At 55.8% G+C, this 17,316-nt stretch carries 12 protein-coding genes, 4 tRNA genes and 1 other RNA gene; 5 read left to right on the top strand and 12 right to left on the bottom strand.

Going from position 1 to position 17,316, the window contains the following annotated elements; translation table 11 throughout:
* Positions 1-2 precede the first annotated feature (2 nt).
* The 4 genes from JNO48_03820 to JNO48_03805 all read right to left on the bottom strand — a co-directional run bounded on the left by JNO48_03820 (position 3) and on the right by JNO48_03805 (position 1,263).
* Positions 3-74 (bottom strand) — tRNA-Gln (locus JNO48_03820).
* Positions 75-115: 41 nt separating this feature from the next.
* Positions 116-192: transfer RNA gene (locus JNO48_03815), tRNA-His, on the bottom strand.
* Between the two features lie 6 nt (positions 193-198).
* Positions 199-275, bottom strand: a tRNA-Arg gene (locus JNO48_03810).
* 109 nt (positions 276-384) lie between these two features.
* A complete protein-coding gene (locus tag JNO48_03805; GenBank protein QTE69042.1) occupies positions 385-1,263 on the bottom strand; it encodes a hypothetical protein in 879 nt (292 codons plus the stop codon).
* Positions 1,264-1,296: 33 nt separating this feature from the next.
* Between JNO48_03805 and rnpB the strand changes: the two genes are divergently transcribed.
* The 3 genes from rnpB to JNO48_03790 all read left to right on the top strand — a co-directional run bounded on the left by rnpB (position 1,297) and on the right by JNO48_03790 (position 4,185).
* An RNA gene (rnpB, locus tag JNO48_03800) (RNase P RNA component class A) lies at positions 1,297-1,631 on the top strand.
* Between the two features lie 470 nt (positions 1,632-2,101).
* Positions 2,102-3,331, top strand: a complete 1,230-nt coding sequence (locus JNO48_03795) for a winged helix-turn-helix domain-containing protein (protein QTE69041.1) — start codon at positions 2,102-2,104, stop codon at positions 3,329-3,331.
* Between the two features lie 26 nt (positions 3,332-3,357).
* On the top strand, positions 3,358-4,185 hold the full coding sequence (locus JNO48_03790) for a purine-nucleoside phosphorylase (protein ID QTE69040.1): 828 nt from the start codon (positions 3,358-3,360) through the stop codon (positions 4,183-4,185).
* A 77-nt stretch (positions 4,186-4,262) separates the two neighbouring features.
* Here JNO48_03790 and JNO48_03785 read toward each other — a convergent pair whose 3' ends face one another.
* The 3 genes from JNO48_03785 to JNO48_03775 form a co-directional block, all read right to left on the bottom strand.
* Positions 4,263-4,784, bottom strand: coding sequence for a hypothetical protein (locus JNO48_03785; GenBank protein ID QTE69039.1), 522 nt, complete (start codon positions 4,782-4,784; stop codon positions 4,263-4,265).
* A gap of 156 nt (positions 4,785-4,940) precedes the next feature.
* Positions 4,941-6,908 (bottom strand): hypothetical protein, encoded by a 1,968-nt coding sequence (locus JNO48_03780; protein ID QTE69038.1) that lies wholly within the window; start codon positions 6,906-6,908, stop codon positions 4,941-4,943.
* 250 nt (positions 6,909-7,158) lie between these two features.
* Positions 7,159-7,241: transfer RNA gene (locus JNO48_03775), tRNA-Leu, on the bottom strand.
* 141 nt (positions 7,242-7,382) lie between these two features.
* Between JNO48_03775 and JNO48_03770 the strand changes: the two genes are divergently transcribed.
* A complete protein-coding gene (locus tag JNO48_03770) occupies positions 7,383-8,447 on the top strand; it encodes an undecaprenyldiphospho-muramoylpentapeptide beta-N-acetylglucosaminyltransferase (GenBank protein ID QTE69037.1) in 1,065 nt (354 codons plus the stop codon).
* A 98-nt stretch (positions 8,448-8,545) separates the two neighbouring features.
* Here the strand turns inward: JNO48_03770 and JNO48_03765 are convergent, their stop codons facing one another.
* The 5 genes from JNO48_03765 to JNO48_03745 form a co-directional block, all read right to left on the bottom strand.
* Positions 8,546-9,940 carry a 2-isopropylmalate synthase gene (locus tag JNO48_03765; protein QTE69036.1) on the bottom strand — a complete coding sequence of 465 codons (1,395 nt, stop codon included), beginning with the start codon at positions 9,938-9,940 and terminating at the stop codon, positions 8,546-8,548.
* Between the two features lie 24 nt (positions 9,941-9,964).
* A complete protein-coding gene (locus tag JNO48_03760) occupies positions 9,965-11,158 on the bottom strand; it encodes a pyridoxal phosphate-dependent aminotransferase (GenBank protein ID QTE69675.1) in 1,194 nt (397 codons plus the stop codon).
* A gap of 188 nt (positions 11,159-11,346) precedes the next feature.
* On the bottom strand, positions 11,347-12,705 hold the full coding sequence (locus JNO48_03755) for a peptidylprolyl isomerase (GenBank protein ID QTE69035.1): 1,359 nt from the start codon (positions 12,703-12,705) through the stop codon (positions 11,347-11,349).
* 82 nt (positions 12,706-12,787) lie between these two features.
* Positions 12,788-14,116 (bottom strand): hypothetical protein, encoded by a 1,329-nt coding sequence (locus tag JNO48_03750; protein ID QTE69034.1) that lies wholly within the window; start codon positions 14,114-14,116, stop codon positions 12,788-12,790.
* 30 nt (positions 14,117-14,146) lie between these two features.
* A complete protein-coding gene (locus JNO48_03745) occupies positions 14,147-15,322 on the bottom strand; it encodes a L,D-transpeptidase (GenBank protein ID QTE69033.1) in 1,176 nt (391 codons plus the stop codon).
* A gap of 154 nt (positions 15,323-15,476) precedes the next feature.
* Between JNO48_03745 and JNO48_03740 the strand changes: the two genes are divergently transcribed.
* Positions 15,477-17,279 (top strand): ABC transporter ATP-binding protein, encoded by a 1,803-nt coding sequence (locus JNO48_03740; GenBank protein ID QTE69032.1) that lies wholly within the window; start codon positions 15,477-15,479, stop codon positions 17,277-17,279.
* Positions 17,280-17,316 lie beyond the last annotated feature (37 nt).

Here is a 17,316-nt window from a genome sequence, read left to right as displayed (position 1 = left end):
AGCTGGGGTGGCAGGGCTCGAACCTACGAATGCGGGAGTCAAAGTCCCGTGCCTTACCACTTGGCTACACCCCAACGTAGGTAATCTGCCAGCATGACGCTTTATCAGGGAAAAATGGGGTGAGTAGTGGGACTCGAACCCACGGTCTCCAGAGCCACAATCTGGCGCGTTAACCAACTACGCTATACCCACCATATCTGGCGCGCCTGGAGGGATTCGAACCCCCGGCCCACGGCTTAGAAGGCCGTTGCTCTATCCGGCTGAGCTACAGGCGCAAAACCAATGGACGGCAATCCGAACTCTATGGCGCACAGCGGGCAGTGTGGTCTTTCCGCTGACAGCAACAGATTATATCATTAATGGCATGGGGTGTCAACTGATTTTTCAATGGAAAACGAGGAGTTTAAGTATGATCAGCAGCACCAGGTGGGCAGGATAAAGCCCGTAGCCAAGCCATTTCGGCAGGCGTACATCCCGACGGAAACGGCACAGGATGAACGGCAGGGACATCAGGGCATACGTTTCCATCCGCATCAGGGCACTGAGCGGCTGGGCGACCGCGGGGGGCAGGTCAGCTATGCGGAACGACCAGCCGAAGAGCCTTGAGGTGATGCTGTATCCCGTGCCCCAGTAAAGGAAGAAGGCGACCATGACCGCTGCGATGCCGGCACGGCTTCCGCGCACGGAATAAAGCAGGATCATGAATACGATTCCGCGCCAGCCGTAGTCCGTTTTCAGCACGGTGGCGAGCAGGATGGCGGCAGCCGGTGCCCAGATGAAGCTCAGGCATTTCTTTTCACGGATACCCCACAGGGCAGCCAGTCCCAGGAAAAGCGTGAGGAAAATATTGGGATCTTCATATATTTTGGAAATCACCTGCCAGAGTCCGGCCCAGGTAAAGCCGGAAGCAAGAGGGGTTGTGAATTGCAGGATCAGCTCGCCGATATGGCCGTTATCGTCCAGCGCCAGGGCATACAGCGGCTGGGAAACCGCACCGACGACCAGAATCCGCAGCAGGTATTTCAGAACACTGCGCGTACGCCAGAATCCGACGATCATGCACCATACATAGATCGGAAACGCAATCCGCCCGAGGATACGCATCTCCTGACAGTTGCTGAACAGGACTTTCCCGCTGTGGTCGATCAGCATGAAGGCCAGGGCGATCAGCTTCAGCAGGCCGGTCGCCGTATTTCCCGCGGGAATGATGGAACCGCGGGGAGAATCGTTATGCAGGTCATTGGCCCGGACGGTCATTGACAATCACAGCCTTTCGGGGTAGAATCGGATCCGGAGCGAGGTGAACAGACGATCGCGTGCCCATGCGGCATGAGGAAAGTCCGGGCACCAGAGGGCAAGGGTGCCGGCTAACGGCCGGTGGAGGCGACTCCAAGGAGAGTGCAACAGAAATAAACCGCTGCCTTCGGGCAGTAAGGATGGAAAGGCGAGGTAAGAGCTCACCCAGGAATCAGGTAACTGTTTCCTGCTGTAAACCCCACCCGGTGCAAGATGCAATGGAGGCAAGCCGGCGGCCCGCCGCGTCCTCCGCAATCGCTTGAGCCGTGCGGTAACGTACGGCCTGGATAGATGATCGTCCAATACAGAACCCGGCTTATGGTCACGCTCGCCCGTTTCCTGACAACTGCGTCTGTCCGGTATGATCCGGACAGACGTTATTATATTTTTGGAAGGAATATATGTCAATGATGCCGGGAAACAGATCCACCAGAAAGTGCAGATGCCAAGTACCTGACAGTATGGAATCCGGATGTGGATTGTGAATTGTGAGCAAAAACGGATGGATTTGCATAATTGAATGATCCGGGGCCGGGAATGAAACTGAATAAAGTTACACGTTTACGGAAATGGAAAAGCAACTGGAATACCGGGTTGTATTGTTAATGACAAACCAAACAGTACCATTTGTGCTGCAGTAACTTTTTCCTTGCATGCGATTCAAAGCGTATGGGTCTTTATGCTTTTTCGACGTAATTACATGGATCGATACATCTGAACAAAAAAATACTTGTCAAAGCTGAAAAACGCTGATAAAATGTAACTAATATATGAATTGAAATCAGTGCAGCAAGGAGGTTGTTTTGTGGCCGAGACCATTCGGATCCAGATGATGGATCATTTTCTCATCTATATCGATGAGAAAAAAACGGATCACCTGGCTGCTAAATCCAAGAAAGGCGCCGCGCTGATTCAATACCTGATCCTGAATGAGGGAGAACCGGTGCCGAACCAGCGGCTGCTGAATGCCCTGTGGGATGAGGACAAAAGCACCAATCCGGAAAACGCACTCAAGACACTTGTTTCCCGGCTGCGCGTGCTGTTGAACCAGATTGATCCGGCCTTGGGCGCGTGCATTGTTTCCGACCGCGGCGCATATCACTGGGAATGCATCGAAGGCATGACCATTGACCTGTATGAGATTGAAGCGATCTTCAACCGGCTGAGTGAGAACAACGTTCCGGTTACCGAACAGCGGACACTGTACAACCTCCTGCTGGAAAAATACCAGGGCGACCTGATGCAGCACAGCGAACAGAATGAATGGGCACTGGCCAAGGCAACCACGCTGCACAACAAATTCATCGCCGCGATCTATGCCTATATCGAACTGCTGAAAAGCAAAGCCCAGTATGCGGATATTGTCAGTGTATGCCGGCGGGCGCTGGATGTTGACTCATTTGATGACCGGCTGCATATGGAGCTGATGTCCGCCCTGATCAAGATCAACCGGACCGGTGAAGCACTGGTGCAGTACAAGCACGTGGTGCAGCTGAATTACCGGTACCTGGGTGTCCAGCCGAGCGAAGACCTCCAGGAATTCTACAAACAGATCGTTTCTGCCGGAAAGACGCTGGACTTCAACCTGGAATCTATCCGAAACGAGCTTCGTGAAAGCGGGGAACGGCGCGGCGCGTTTGTGTGTGAATATACTGTGTTCAAAGAAATATTCAACCTGCAGATGCGAAACCTGGAACGCCTCGGCGCCAGCATGTTCCTTGCGATCATCATGATATCCCCCTATAATGACAAGGAAATTGACAGCATGCGGCTGGACAATATCATGACCGGCCTGATGGAAATCCTTCGGAAGAACCTGCGCAAGGGTGATACAATTACACGGTTTGCCCCGACCATCTTTGCACTGCTGCTTCCGACGGTAAACTACAACACCGGCGGAATGGTCCTGGAACGCGTAAAGCGCGTATTTTACAGAAGCTATCCGAACAGCAATATTGTATTCAATTACCGGGTTGGACCATTGTCAACCAATGGAATGGGACCGGATGAAGAAGCACCGAAGACTGCTGAGTAAAGCAGTCTTCTTTTTGGAGGCTGAATATGGCTTTTTATGAAGACGTGACCAATGCGGCGGAATTCCTGCGCGGAAGGACTGCACACCGGCCGGAAACCTGCATTATCCTCGGCAGCGGGCTGGATGCCCTGATGGACAGGGTCCAGGATGCGGATACCATCCCCTATGCGGAGATTCCCGGATTTCCGGTGTCCAGCGTGGCCGGCCATGCGGCCCGGATGATTTTCGGAACGCTGGGCGGACGGGAAGTGGTGCTCATGTGCGGGCGGTTCCACTTCTATGAAGGACATTCCATGAAGCAGGTGACCTTTCCCCTGTTTGTGCTGCATGAGATGGGCGCCCAGGTCCTGATAGTAACCAATGCATGCGGCGGGATCAACGAAAGCTTTACACCCGGGGACCTGATGCTGATTACGGACCATATCAACCTGACGGGGAACAACCCGCTGATCGGACCGAACGATGAACGCTTCGGGCCGCGGTTCCCTGATATGACAGAGGTATACAGCCCGGACCTGCGCCGGGCGGCAAAGGAACAGGCGGAAGCACTGGAAATCCCCCTGAAGGAGGGGGTATATGCCCTGTTTCCCGGACCGATGTATGAGACCGCGGCGGAAATCCGGGCGTTCAGGACGCTGGGGGCGGATGCGATCGGCATGTCCACGGTACCGGAAGCGACCGCGGCCCGATATCTGGGAATGAAAGTGCTGGGCCTTTCCTGCATTACGAATATGGCGACCGGGATCGCAAAGAAAGCTCATTCCCATGAGGCAGTCCTGGCAAAAGCCCGGCAGAGCGGGGAACGCCTGTGCACGCTGATTGAAGCCGTTACGGGTTCCATCCGGCATGGATGAATCCCATCCAAAACGCAGAAAAACCGGGGCAGCAACTGCTGCCCCGGTTTTCCATCGGGAAAACTCCCTTGCTTCAATTATTCAGCCAGCTGAATGGAAGAAACGATCGCACCCTTGACTTCATCCCATTCCTCATCACCGTTCAGGGGAGTGAAGGCATATACGAGCACGGAAGTATCGGTAACGGGAATAATCACCATGTCGATTCCCTGCTCTTCCTGCTCGAAACCGATCGCGTAGATGCCGTTGGTGGTGAACTGCTTCGCATTTTCTTCGGTGATGCCCTGTCCGGCAACATACGCCTGCCAGCCATCAGCGACCGTCAGACCATACACGGAAATGGTGTATTCACCATCAGCTGTAGCGAAAGCAGCCACAAGACCTACCGCTTCAATCGCGGAAGTATCCTGCGCAGCCATGTTCTGCGGAACCCAGTAGATGAGCTTTCCGGACTCCTGCATATCGATCGGGTAGAAGGAACCAAGAGCCTTGGTTTCTTCGGAGACGTTGTCCCAGCTCAGTTCAAGAGTGGCGTCTTCCGCCATCGCGAAAGAGAACAGCAGGCCCAGGGCCAGGATCAGAGCAAACAGTTTCTTCATGTCTTTACCTCTTCTCTCAGGGTATGATCCCTGACATTATTTGGCTGGCGTGTTCAGACGACACAAACCTTGTCCATTATACAGAAATTCGTTGTTTTGACAAGGGGGAAAAGGGCAAAATCCAACAATTTAAATGATTTTATATGATACCGCAAATCACAGTTCAAATTCGATCATATCGCCCATGGTGCTTTCACCGAAAATATCATTGTAGATGAAGCAGAACAGCATCGGAGTTGCCTCATCTGTCTCATCGCTGAGGTCTTCATAGGTGACGGTTATGCCTTCCTGCCAGATGATCTTGTCCCCTTCAAATTCAGTCTCCTGCAGGTCTTCTTTTCCGTCTTCCTCGTAATACATGGTGTATACGGGGATGATCTCATCACCGGGCTTCAGGCGGGTGGTTTCACGGATCGGAAGGCCGTTTTCATCATAACCGGCATTCGCACCGATGATGCGTCCTTCGGTTCCGCCGGCGGGGAAGACGACCACCAGGTAGGTATAAACCCCGTTGAGCTTGACCGGGATCAGGCTCCGGCGGCTGTGATCATTGCTTGTCTGGTCGTAGAGCGGGACCGGCTGACCGCCGAAGACCGGCCAGGTACCGTCATACAGGCTGACTACCGTACCAGACTGCCAATCGACCAGGTTGTTCTGCATGAGGCCGAAATCCACATAGCATTCCATTTCCTCGTCGCTCATGTCCATGAGCAGCATGCCTTCCACATAATCCAGATAGGCCAGGTCCTCCTGCGGGAGAACCGCGGTGAAGCCCTCGTCCTCATCCGAAATGGCGTATTCCGGCGCTTCATAATCTTCCAGATAGCATTCTTCCTCATCATCCCACATCAGGAAGCTGAAGGGCCAGTAATCGCAGGAATAGAAGGTGTCATCGAATTCCATGCCGGAAGAGATCTGCCCGGCGGAGGAAGCGTTGAAGTGCCAACTTCCACCCTGCAGCTGATCCACATAGCTGTTGACAAAACCCACCCAGTTCGGGATGACCGAGGTGAGATTGAATCCGTCGCTGTATTCGCCAAAGTCATCGGCAGTGTCCTGGGGAATCAGGACAGACAGGCCGGAACAAGTGCTCAGGTTATCGGTCTGGCCGCTGTACACGACCGCCTTTGACAGGCAGCGTTTCGCTTCAGCTGCGGTATCCGCGTCAAACTGCGCGTAGGCGTCCAGCATAGCGCCGAGATCGACCATATCCCAGCTTCCGTCCGCAAAGGAACCAAAGGTATACATCCGGCTCCGGCCGCGGCGGATATCGGACAGGTGGCCGTCCGCAACCTTCCCGGCCATGACGGAGGCAAACTTTTCCATGCAGCTTTCCAGCTCGCCCACTTTGGACAGCTCGACCGCGCTGAGCGTCAGGTAGTCATCCGGATCATTATTCAGGCCCGCGTCCATAAAGCTGTCGATAATGCCCGCGCAGAGATCCGTATCCGATACGGACGGATCGTCCTTCAGCATTTCCAGCCAGCCGGTATAATACCAGCCTTCACCGGGCTCCAGCTCCTCGCTGGCGACATAATAGTCAATGCTGTGGTGGGACAGCATCGCGGCCATTTCATAGGTGGCCATCATGCATGCGTCACATCCGAAGATGTTGATATGATAATCCGGAACAGATTTCTTCAGGCTGTTCAAGACATCGTTGATTTCCACGATGGTCAGCCCGTCATCGTTGGCAGTTTCGTCAAAGCAGACGCCGCCCTCGGAACCGGCACCGTGGTCCCACAGGATCACAATCGTGCGGTCAGCCGGATATTCGGTCAGTCCGAATTCCAGAAATTCCTTCAGGCTTTCCGGGCTGCCCATGGAAGCCTGCTTCCATTGCTCCAGTTCCTCAAAATACCCGTCCCGGATTACTGCCAGGTTCCGGGTGTTGCCTTTCAGGTCTTCAAGATCCCATTCCGACGCGCCGCCGGCCAGCACCACGACATTGATCGCATCCCCGGCTTCCACTTCCGCCATCTCCACCAGGTCCATGCAGCCGGCATCCTGCAGATCCGTACCGCACATATACACCAGCAGCGTTGTGGTTTCCCCGGCCAGCGCGCAGCCGGCAGCCAGCACCATTGCCAGCATCAGAAGCAAACAGATAAGTCCCTTTTTCATATTACGTCCTCCCTCCGGATTGCAAACCAACCCATTATAACCGAAAACTGAATCTGTTCCAATACAGATAGACAAATCAGCAGAAAAAAATACAAAAGGATAAATCTGCCTTTCCTGAACCGTTTTGATTATGTTATAAGACTTCACATTTGTTTGCTGCCGGTATTATATGCGGAACAGAAAAGCCTGGTATCAAAACGAGAAGATGGCAACAATAACGGCCTGCAGGAAAACCTGCAGGCCGTTTCTGTGCCGGAGGCGGGACTCGAACCCGCACACTTTTGAGGGTAGCGGATTTTGAATCCGCCGCGTCTGCCATTTCGCCACTCCGGCAACGGAGAGGATTATAGCATAACCGGCCTGAAATGGCAAGGAAAAGGGCTGGTCGTTGCGCGGAAACGGAATGTGGCATATAATACGGACAGAGAATAACCGGCCGCGGAGTCGGCTGTATTCCGAGGAGGCAGTTTGCCGATGAAGAAGATTGTACTGACCGGCGGAGGAACCATGGGGCATGTGACGCCCCACCTGACGCTGATTCCCCGGCTGCTGGAAAAGGGATATGAAATCCACTACGTGGGCAGTGAGAACGGCATGGAAGCCGGGAAAATGGCTTCCATGGAAGGTGTGACCTACCACGCGGTAAAGAGCGGAAAACTGCGGCGGTATTTTTCCTGGCAGAATTTCACGGATCCGTTCCGGGTGGCCGCCGGGGCGTTCCAGAGCGCCCACCTGATGGGAAAGCTGAAGCCGGATGTGGTATTCTCCAAGGGCGGGTTTGTTGCGGTGCCCGTGGTGTTCGGGGCGTGGCTCCACCGGATCCCCGTGCTGTGCCATGAAAGCGACCTGACCCCCGGACTGGCGAATAAACTGTGCAAGCCGTTCGCAAAACGGATCGCGACCACTTTTCCGGAATGCGCGGAAGCCCTGGGTTCCAAAGCGGAAATGACCGGGACGCCGCTCCGGCCGGAGCTGTTCCGCGGCGATCGGGCGAAGGGACTGGAGCGAGCCGGGTTTGACGGAAGCAAGCCGGTGATGATGATGATGGGCGGATCCTCCGGCGCGCAGAGCGTGAACAAATGCCTGCGGGAAGCACTGGATGACCTGACCGGAACGTTTGATATCCTCCATGTGTGCGGCCGGGGAAACCTGGATCCGGCACTGGAAGGAAAAGCCGGATACAGCCAGGTGGAATTCCTGGACGCAGAGCTGCCGGACGCGCTGGCATGCACCGATATGGTGCTGAGCCGCGCCGGATCCAACGCGCTGTGCGAATTCCAGGCGCTGGGGCGGCCGATGCTGCTGATTCCGTATCCGAAGGGCGCCAGCCGCGGCGACCAGATCCTGAATGCGCAAAGCCTGGAAAAACGCGGTCTTTGCCACGTGCTGATGCAGGAAAACATGTCGAAGGACACGCTGGTGAAAGCAATCCTGGACACATGGGCGGACCGGGAGAAGCTGGAGGCAGCGCTGAAGAACGCGCCTCCGGCGGACGGGACTGAACGGGTGCTTGAATTAATCGAAGAGATCCAGGGCTAATGCCCCGGATCTTTTTTTAACCGGCTGAAAACGGAATATAAAAAAGTATCGGCCGGAACCGCCTGCCTTCGGGCAGGGGATTCCGGCCGAACAATCGGTTATTTGCTCCTGTGGAACAGGAGGCGTTCGTAGCGGTCCACATCACAGCGGCGAACCATGATTTCCAGTTCCTCATCACCCATGACGGTGTTGCGGCCGTTGGCATAGAGGTCATCGACCATATGGCGCATGTTGACTACGAGAGGATCGGTTTTTTCGATGGTATTGTCGCCGTTGAGGCGGAAGTAGTTGTTGATCCAGTGGGCGATGGAAGCGGTGCCGCCCCGGTTGTCCACGGCGACAGATGCCGGCCGGTTCAGGATCTTCGCGGTATCGAAGATGTTGTAGATTTCCTCATCCTTCAGCATGCCGTCGGCATGGATGCCGGCGCGCGTGACATTGAAGTGACGGCCGACAAAGGGCTGGCGGGGGCTGATCTCGATGCCGATTTCGCGCTCCATGTAATCCGCAATCTCGGTGATGGCGGTAAGGTCCATACCGGCCGTCTCGCCGCGGAGGGATTCATATTCGACTGCCATGGCTTCGAGCGGGCAGTTGCCGGTGCGTTCCCCGATGCCCAGGAGGCTGCAGTTGATGCTGGAGCACCCGTAAAGCCATGCGGTTGCCGCATTGGAAACGACCTTGTAGAAGTCGTTATGGCCGTGCCACTCGAGCTGCTCGGAAGGCACTTCCGCATAGTGGCGCAGGCCGTAGATGATGCCGGGCACGCTGCGGGGCAGGGCGGCGCCGGGATAACTGACGCCATAGCCCATGGTATCGCAGGCGCGGATCTTGATCGGAATACCACTTTCCCGCGAGAGCTTCATGAGCTCGGTGGCGAAGGGCACCACAAAACCGTAGAAATCCGCGCGGGTGATGTCCTCAAAGTGGCAGCGCGGGCGAATGCCGTAGCTGAGGGCAGACTTCACGATGCCCAGGTATTTGTCCATCGCCTGGGAACGGGTGAGGTGCATCTTGTTGAAAATGTGATAATCGCTGCAGGAAACCAGCACGCCGGTTTCCTCCACATTCGCGTTCTTGACGAGCTCGAAGTCCTTTTCATTGGCGCGAATCCAGGTGGTGATCTCCGGGAAGGGGAGGCCGGCATCCTGGCAGAGGCGCAGGGCCTTCTGGTCGTTTTCCGTATAAAGGAAGAACTCGCTCTGGCGGACCATGCCGTTGGGGCCGCCCAGGCGGCTCATGAGCTTGAAAAGGTGAAGGATCTGTTCCGGTGTGAAGGGGGAGACGGACTGCTGGCCATCCCGGAAAGTGGTATCCGTCATCCAGATCTCATCGGGCATCTGCATGGGCACATGGCGCATGTTGAAAGCAACCTTCGGGACATGCTCGTAGTCATAGATCTCCCGGTAAAGGTTCGGCTCCGCGACATCCTGCAGGTCGTAATGGTATTTGGCCTGCATAAGCAGGTTGGTGGTCTGGTCAAACTTCAGCATTTGTTTTCTCCTGACTGCGCGTGGTTACTTCAGTTCATCGATGAAGGCGGCGACCCGGTCAAGGCCTTCGTTGATCTTTTCGGTGGAAATCGCATAGGACAGGCGGCAGAAGCCTTCCGCCTCAAAGGCGATACCGGGGACAACGGCGACATGTTTTTCCGCGAGAAGCATTTCCGCAAAATCCATGGAATCTTCCAGGACACGGCCGTGATAGGTGCGGCCGATCAGATTGCGGATGTTCATCATCACGTAGAAGGCGCCCTCCGGCTTCAGGCAGCTGATGCCCTCAATGCCGTTGATGCGGTCCACCATGACGTTGCGCCGGATTTCGAACTGCTGGCGCATTTCCTCCACGCAGGTCTGGTCTCCATCGAGGGCAACAGCGGCTGCGTGCTGGGCGATGGAGTTGGCGTTGCTGGTTGCCTGGGACTGGAAGGCGCTCATGGCGGCGATTTCCTGCCGGGGAGCGGCGCAGTAACCGATTCGCCAGCCGGTCATTGCGTAGGCCTTGGAAACGCCGTTGACGATGAACGTCTGCGCCTTGATCTGTTCGCCGAGCTGGGCGATGGACAGGTGCTGGCGTCCGTCATAGAGCAGTTTCTCATATATCTCGTCGGAGACGATGTAGAACGGATGCGTGACAGCGAGGTTGCCCACATACTCCAGCTGCTCCCGGGTCCAGACAGAACCGTTCGGGTTGGAGGGAGAGGTGATGATGATCGCCTTTGTCCGGCGGGAAACCTTGGACGCGATATCCCTGTTGCTGGGGATAAAACGGTTCTCTTCATTGGTGGGGATGAAGACCGGAACACCACCGGCCATGCGGACAAGCTCCGGATAGGAAACCCAGCAGGGCGTCGGGATCAGGACTTCATCACCGGGGTCGAGAATCGTCTGGAAAATCGTGAAAAGGGAATGTTTGGCGCCATTGGAGACCAGGATCTCCTGCGGAGAGTAGGTGAGCCCGTGGTCCCGCTCCATTTTCCGGGTGATGGCCATGCGCAGTTCCATGGTACCGGGAACCGGCGTATAACGGGTCATGCCCAGGTCCAGCGCTTCCTTCGCAGCCTCGCAGATGTGCGGGGGTGTAGGGAAGTCCGGCTCGCCGGCGCCGAAGCCGATCACGTTGAGGCCGGAAGCTTTCATTTCCTTGGCCCGGGAATCGATCTGCAGCGTCAGGGAGGGAGCGATGTTGAGACAGCGATGGGAAATCGTCAGCGCCATGGGGAAGTACCTCCATTCCTATACAAAGCGTGCCTGAAAAAGCACGAGGGTATTATAATGGGAATTCCGGGGTAAAACAAGGCAAATACATTAAAAGACCCAAATTAATCAAAACATGCGCAATAACGAAAAAACCGGAGGGACATCATCCGATGTCCCTCCGGTCTGAGAGTCTGAATTGCTCAGTTCAGGCCTCCGAGGTTTTCCTTTACGCCGGCGGCTTCGACCCATTCGGCAACGGTGGTGTCGTAAACCTGGTCCTGCGCGGAGGACAGAAGCGCGTCATGGATGGAATCCTTGACGGAATCCAGCGCAATGGCGCCTTCCGGTACATCGGATTCATACTTGATGATATAGTAGCCATAGGCATCGCTCGCGACTTTGCCGGAGACATCGCCGACCTTTTCCAGGGCCAGGGCGGCATCCACAAAGGCGGCGTCAAAGTTGGTCATTCCGGCAGCCACTGCGTAGCCGCGCTCGGCATTGGGGGCACCGGACTTCATGCCGGGATCTTCGTTTTTCTCCTCAGCCAGCTTGGCCCAGTCTTCTCCGTTGGCCAGGGCTTCCACCACGGCGTCCGCATCCGCGTCGATATTGGTGTAGGCGGCCTTCTTCGCGGCATCCAGTTCCGCCTGGGCGGCTTCGAGCTCCGCTTTTGCGGTTTCAAGGCTGGTCTTTGCAGCTTCTTTGGCTTCCGTATCGGCCGCTTCATCATCCACGACCAGCTGGGCCGCTTCGATACTGCCGTTGGCGGAGGTTACTTTGGCCTGGGCATCGGAAATGGCTTTGCTGTCCTCGTCCTTGAACTTGATGAGGATCTGCTTCACACGGCGTACACCGGCAGGCGTCCAGTACAGGGTGGTGGAGCCGTTTGCGGCGGTGGCGTAGGAACCGGCATTTTCCGCGTACTTTTCCTGGTCCGCCGCAACTTTGCTGTCGAAATCCGCCTTGACTTCGTCATCTGTGACGGTGACATCCTTGCAGATGTAATCCTTGATCTTGGTATCCTTGATTTCAGCGGAGATCAGCTCGGTGTAATATTCCGTTGTCCGGCCGAGTTCATCCATCTTTGCGGTGATGGCTTCTTCCAGCGCATCGCCCTCGAGCTCGGTATCGGCAAAAAGCTCGGCCTTCACTTGCGCACGGTCACTACTGACCCGCTTGTCGAGTTCTTCCTGCAGTTTGGCATTTTCTTCGTCGGTCAGCGTATCCAGGCCGAGTTCCTTTGCCTTGGCACGGAGAACCATGTCGTTCTTCAGGGCGGTCACCGCGTATTCCTGCGCCGCGGCAATCGTGTCCGGATTGCTGATATCAAACCCGAGCTGGGCGGGATCGATACCGTAGGACGCATACATATAATACTGATTGAGCAGCACGTTATCCCGGGTGTTGATTACATCCTTCCGGGTGATTACTTCGTCGCCCAGGGTCAGGATCGGGGTGGCGTCTTCAACCGCCTGATCCTTTACAATGATGGTCGAACATCCGGAAAGAACCAGGACCATTGCAAGCAGCACAGCCAGCAGGGTTTTTTTACGCATGGGGGACATCTCCAATCATACAGTATTCAGATCCGTAACTTCCGGTATTATAACAAATCCGGAAGGGAAGGGCAAGGGAAAATCACTGTACCAGGGTCATCAGGGTCATCAGCTGGTTCACTTCATCGGGCATCGCGGCGGAAATCCGCTGGAAGATGCGCAGGACGCCGGAAGCGATTTCCATGGACAGTTTCTTGCCCTCCTCGGTGCGGCCGGAGTTGTTCAGGTCGCTGATGGTGATCACCCGCTGGTTTTCCCCGTCAAAGTCGAGGGTGATCTTTTCGCCTTTTCCGATGGTGTAATCCGCGGCAAACAGCTCACTGCCGGAAGCGCTCACTGAAATGGTACCTTTTCCTTCGCCGGTTTTTTCCGTGGTGCCGGCAGCTTTCAGGCCGATGACCATCCGTTCGCCGGAACCGCTTCTGCCGGCAGGCGCATCGATGGACGCGGCCAGGTCGTAATTATAACCGCGGTTGTTCGCCGTCAGGTCGAACTGCGTGTTCGCTTCGCCGGAAATGGTGCCGTGTCCTGCAATGACGGTGCCGACCATTCCGCAGTCAATATGCCCGGAAGCATCCCTGTCAGCTAGGTCGGCTGCACAGTATATGTCATTGCCGGCTTCACTGATATACAGGGTCATTTCAGGGAATTTCTCATCGGGAGTGGCGGAAACCTGTTCGATGTATTTGCCGATTGTTTCGCCGGGGTTTTCAAGACCTGCTTTTTTGTAATAGGAAGCCAGCTTTTCAGCCTGGAGCATATCCCGGTAGTCGCTGAGGACCAGGGTCAGCAGTTCCTTCAGCGTGAGGCTGACCGGACGGCGGGAAGTGAAGGTTTTGCCTTCGAACTCCCAGGAGCCTTTTTCCTCATCACCGCACTTTTCCTTCAGGTGGGCCCGCAAGTCCCTGCTGAACTGGTCCTGTGCTTCCCGGAAGAGCTGTATATCCTCGGCGGCGGCGGACGGGAAAGAAGGCATTTCACCGGTATAATTCATGTCTTCCTTTGTCATGAGGATCACGGAATCCTCCGGGAAGAAATCGGTTTTCATGCGCATGGCATCGTCCGTCAGTTTCATGGCAACATAGAGGATATCCTGGTCCTTCAGCCGCAGATCCATCCGGCCGGCGTTATCGTCCACGGTGATCCCGATGGTTGCGTTGTTGACCAGGGCGGTGACGGCATTGAAGGTTTTGCGGAAGGATTCGTCTGCAAGATCCGCGTTCTGCGGAAGCAGGTCATTGATTCCCTGCTCGTTCAGCCTCATGGAGACTGTCACGTTTACCGGAGGTGTCAGCGCGGCAGGCCCGTTATCGCGGCGGTTGAGATTTCCGGCAATAATCGCCGCAACGGCGATGACCACGATCAGCGCAAAGGCGATCAGCAGTTTTCCACGGTTGCTCAGGTTCTTCATGGCATTTCCTCCCTTATGGTCCGGTGGTACTTACTTATTGTGATAGGACATGACATCGCCGGGAGAGGAATCCTGATGCTCCTGGTTGATGGCTTCCAGGTCCGCCTTCCGGGGTGTGGGCATGCAGTAGGGGCAGATGGTCAGCTTTGAATAAGGGGATTCATCCAGTTCGCCGTAGGTGAACTGCGTGAGCGGCAGGAATTTCTTTTTTACGCTGGCACAGTCGGCCACCGAATGATACATACTTCCGCCGTTGGGGTTGTAGTACAGCGGGGTATCATCATCCGGAATCATGACCTCACGGCCTTCATAATCCTCCCAGATGACCATTTTGACACAGTTGGTATCCTTCCGCTTTTTGATGAGGTCCGCGAGGATCTTCATGCTGTATCCGTCGGCGTTTTTGTTCTTCTGGGTACGGATGCATCCGTGGCTGGCACGGGAGCCCAGCTTCGGCTCATAGGGCTTGTAGTTTTTGGTGCCGTCGGCATTTGTGATGTACGGAACCTCATGCAGGTAATCGGCGGCGTTGAACTTCAGCGCATAGTCGCAGTGCATGTTCCCGTCAATGAGGGCGCCGGTTTTGGTGTAGATGATCAGGTATTCGCCGGAACGGGTTTCGTTGTAGGGCTGTTTGCTGTTGTACAGGCCGGTGGAAACGGCCAAGGAAGTCTCCAGATGTCCGTCTTTGAACAGGTACAGGCGCTGGGTCAGCTTGTCAATGATGATGCCGTAGTTCTGGTTGACTTTGACCTGCTTGAGCTTTTTGGTCTGGATATATCCGGTGACAAAGGCGTTGAAGTTTTTCACCTTGCTGTCGTGGAAACTGGTGGAGTAGGTTTCCACCAGGGACCAGCCGTTGTCATACTGTTCCAGGACGTGAAGCGCCTGGCTCTGCCCGGTGACCATGCCGATGGCTTCTCCGGATTCATCCGGCTCGGCATACAGGACAGTCTGTTTGTTCATGTTGATGTCCAAAACGGTGACCGGCGCGGTGAGCATACCCCAGACAGCCTCTTCATCATCGAGGTTCATGGGGGTGCACCAGTAGCAGTTTTCGTGGCTCGGGCGGTATTCGCTGCGGTAAGCCGGGGTGATATCCGACGGGGCGGGTTTTACCCCCAGCAGGAAGTCATCACTGCCGGCCAGGCCGGTGACGGGGCAGAGCAGGATGATCAGCAGTAACAGGGCAAATGGTCTGCGCATAGCAGCCTCCTTTAATTGATACATATCCTAATTATTTTATCATATATGGGGAAGAATGGCAATGAAAGGGACACGCATAAGGCCACCGGCGGAAGTATCTTGACAATATGGAAGCAAAAGGATAGACTATCGTTCCAACACGGAAGGAGACAATATGGCTCGTGAACTGAAACTGGCATTCCATTATGTCGGGAAATACTGGTGGCGGTATATCCTCGGTCTGGCGGCGCTTTTCCTGGTGGACCAGGTAAACGCCAATGTTCCTCTCCTGAGCGGGGAACTGACGGACGGGCTGACCGCCGGAACCCTTGACATGGGCGGCGTATGGGGCATTGCCATACGCCTGCTTGGCATGGGCGCAGCGATTAACATCGGGCGTTTTTTGTGGCGCTTTTTCCTGTTCGGAAGTGCCCGGATGACTGAGCGGGACCTGCGGGGCCGGCTGTTCAGCCACCTGGAAAACATGTCCATGTCCTGGTACAACGAGCATAAGACCGGCGACCTGATGGCCCGGTTTACGAACGACCTGGGCGCGATCCGCGGGCTGCTGGGCGGGACGATGGTTACAACCTTTGACGCGACCGTGATGCTCATACTGGTGCTGATGAACATGATCCGGTTTGTGAGTATCAAGCTGACACTGGTGGCAGTGATTCCGCTGATTGTGATCATCTTCGGGAATATATGGTTCGGAAAACAGATGCACCGGCGGTTCCTGGCCCGGCAGGAAGCATTTTCCGGCCTGACGGACCAGGTGCAGGAAGCGATCTCCGGTATTCGGGTGATCAAGGGATTTGTACAGGAACGGAAGGAACTTGCCGCTTTTGCCAAAGCCAACGACAACAGCCGGGAGAAAAACCTGAATGTGGTCAGGCTGATGGCGCTGGTCCTGCCGCTGCTGGACCTGATTGTCGGGATTTCCCTGCTGCTGACGCTGGTGTATGGCGGGCGGCTGGCCATATTCGGCGAGATTACCATCGGGCAGTTTGTGGCGTTCAACAGCTATGTCACCATGCTGATCTGGCCGATGATCGCCGTGGGAGAAAGCATTTCCGGCCTGAGCCAGGGACTGGCATCCCTGCGGCGGATCAGCTCCATCCTGGATGAAAAGCCGGAGATCGTGGATGAGGGAGACCCCGCGGTCACATCCCTGAAGGGCGACATTGAATTCCGGGATCTGACCTTCCGGTATCCCGGCGCGCCGGAGGATCATCCGGCGCTGGAGCATGTATCGGTGCATGTTCCCGCCGGGGAAACACTGGCCGTGATCGGCCGGACCGGATGCGGAAAAACCACAATGATGAACCTGCTGGAGCGGCTGTGGGATACCGAAGATCCGGACATGATCCGGGTGGACGGACATCCGCTGCGGAAAATTCCGCTGCAGGTGCTGCACCGGGACATTGCCTATGTACCGCAGGATTCCTTCCTGTTCAGCGATACAATCCATAACAATATCGCTTTCGGCGTGGAAGCCGCCACCGAAGCGGAGACAATGGAAGCCGCGAAGGCTGCGGACGTCCATGAGAATATCATGGAGTTTCCGGACAAGTACCAGACCCTGCTCGGCGAGCGCGGCGTGACGGTGTCCGGCGGCCAGAAGCAGCGGATTTCGATTGCGCGGGCGCTGATGAAGAACGCACCTGTCCTGATCCTGGATGATTCGCTGAGCGCCGTGGATACGGATACGGAAGAACGGATCCTGACCCGGCTGAAGGAAGCACGCCGGGGAAAGACAACCCTGATTATCGCCCACCGGATTTCCACGATCCAGCACGCGGACCATATCCTGGTGCTGGAGGACGGGAAACCGGCGGAATATGGCACGCACGACGAACTGATGGCGCGCGGCGGGCTGTACCGGTCCATCTATGACAAGCAGCAGCTGGAGAAACAGCTGCAGGAAGACCATCCGGACCTCCCGGAAGTGGAAACGGCGGGAGGTGAGACGGTATGAGTACGGAAAAGCGTTCCCTGAAGGAACGGTTTGCCTC

Source organism: Clostridiales bacterium (genome assembly GCA_017569285.1).
Classification (GTDB): domain Bacteria; phylum Bacillota; class Clostridia; order Christensenellales; family Aristaeellaceae; genus Aristaeella.
Note: the sequence above shows the minus strand (reverse complement) of the source record. Positions and strands in the feature narration are given on the sequence as shown.

Coding starts and splice junctions, on each gene's coding strand:
- JNO48_03780 (QTE69038.1), bottom strand. CDS start 6,908: ATGAAAAAGGGACTTATCTGTTTGCTTCTGATGCTGGCAATGGTGCTG.
- JNO48_03745 (QTE69033.1), bottom strand. CDS start 15,322: ATGCGCAGACCATTTGCCCTGTTACTGCTGATCATCCTGCTCTGCCCC.
- JNO48_03785 (QTE69039.1), bottom strand. CDS start 4,784: ATGAAGAAACTGTTTGCTCTGATCCTGGCCCTGGGCCTGCTGTTCTCT.
- JNO48_03765 (QTE69036.1), bottom strand. CDS start 9,940: ATGCTGAAGTTTGACCAGACCACCAACCTGCTTATGCAGGCCAAATAC.
- JNO48_03750 (QTE69034.1), bottom strand. CDS start 14,116: ATGAAGAACCTGAGCAACCGTGGAAAACTGCTGATCGCCTTTGCGCTG.
- JNO48_03770 (QTE69037.1), top strand. CDS start 7,383: ATGAAGAAGATTGTACTGACCGGCGGAGGAACCATGGGGCATGTGACG.
- JNO48_03790 (QTE69040.1), top strand. CDS start 3,358: ATGGCTTTTTATGAAGACGTGACCAATGCGGCGGAATTCCTGCGCGGA.
- JNO48_03740 (QTE69032.1), top strand. CDS start 15,477: ATGGCTCGTGAACTGAAACTGGCATTCCATTATGTCGGGAAATACTGG.
- JNO48_03755 (QTE69035.1), bottom strand. CDS start 12,705: ATGCGTAAAAAAACCCTGCTGGCTGTGCTGCTTGCAATGGTCCTGGTT.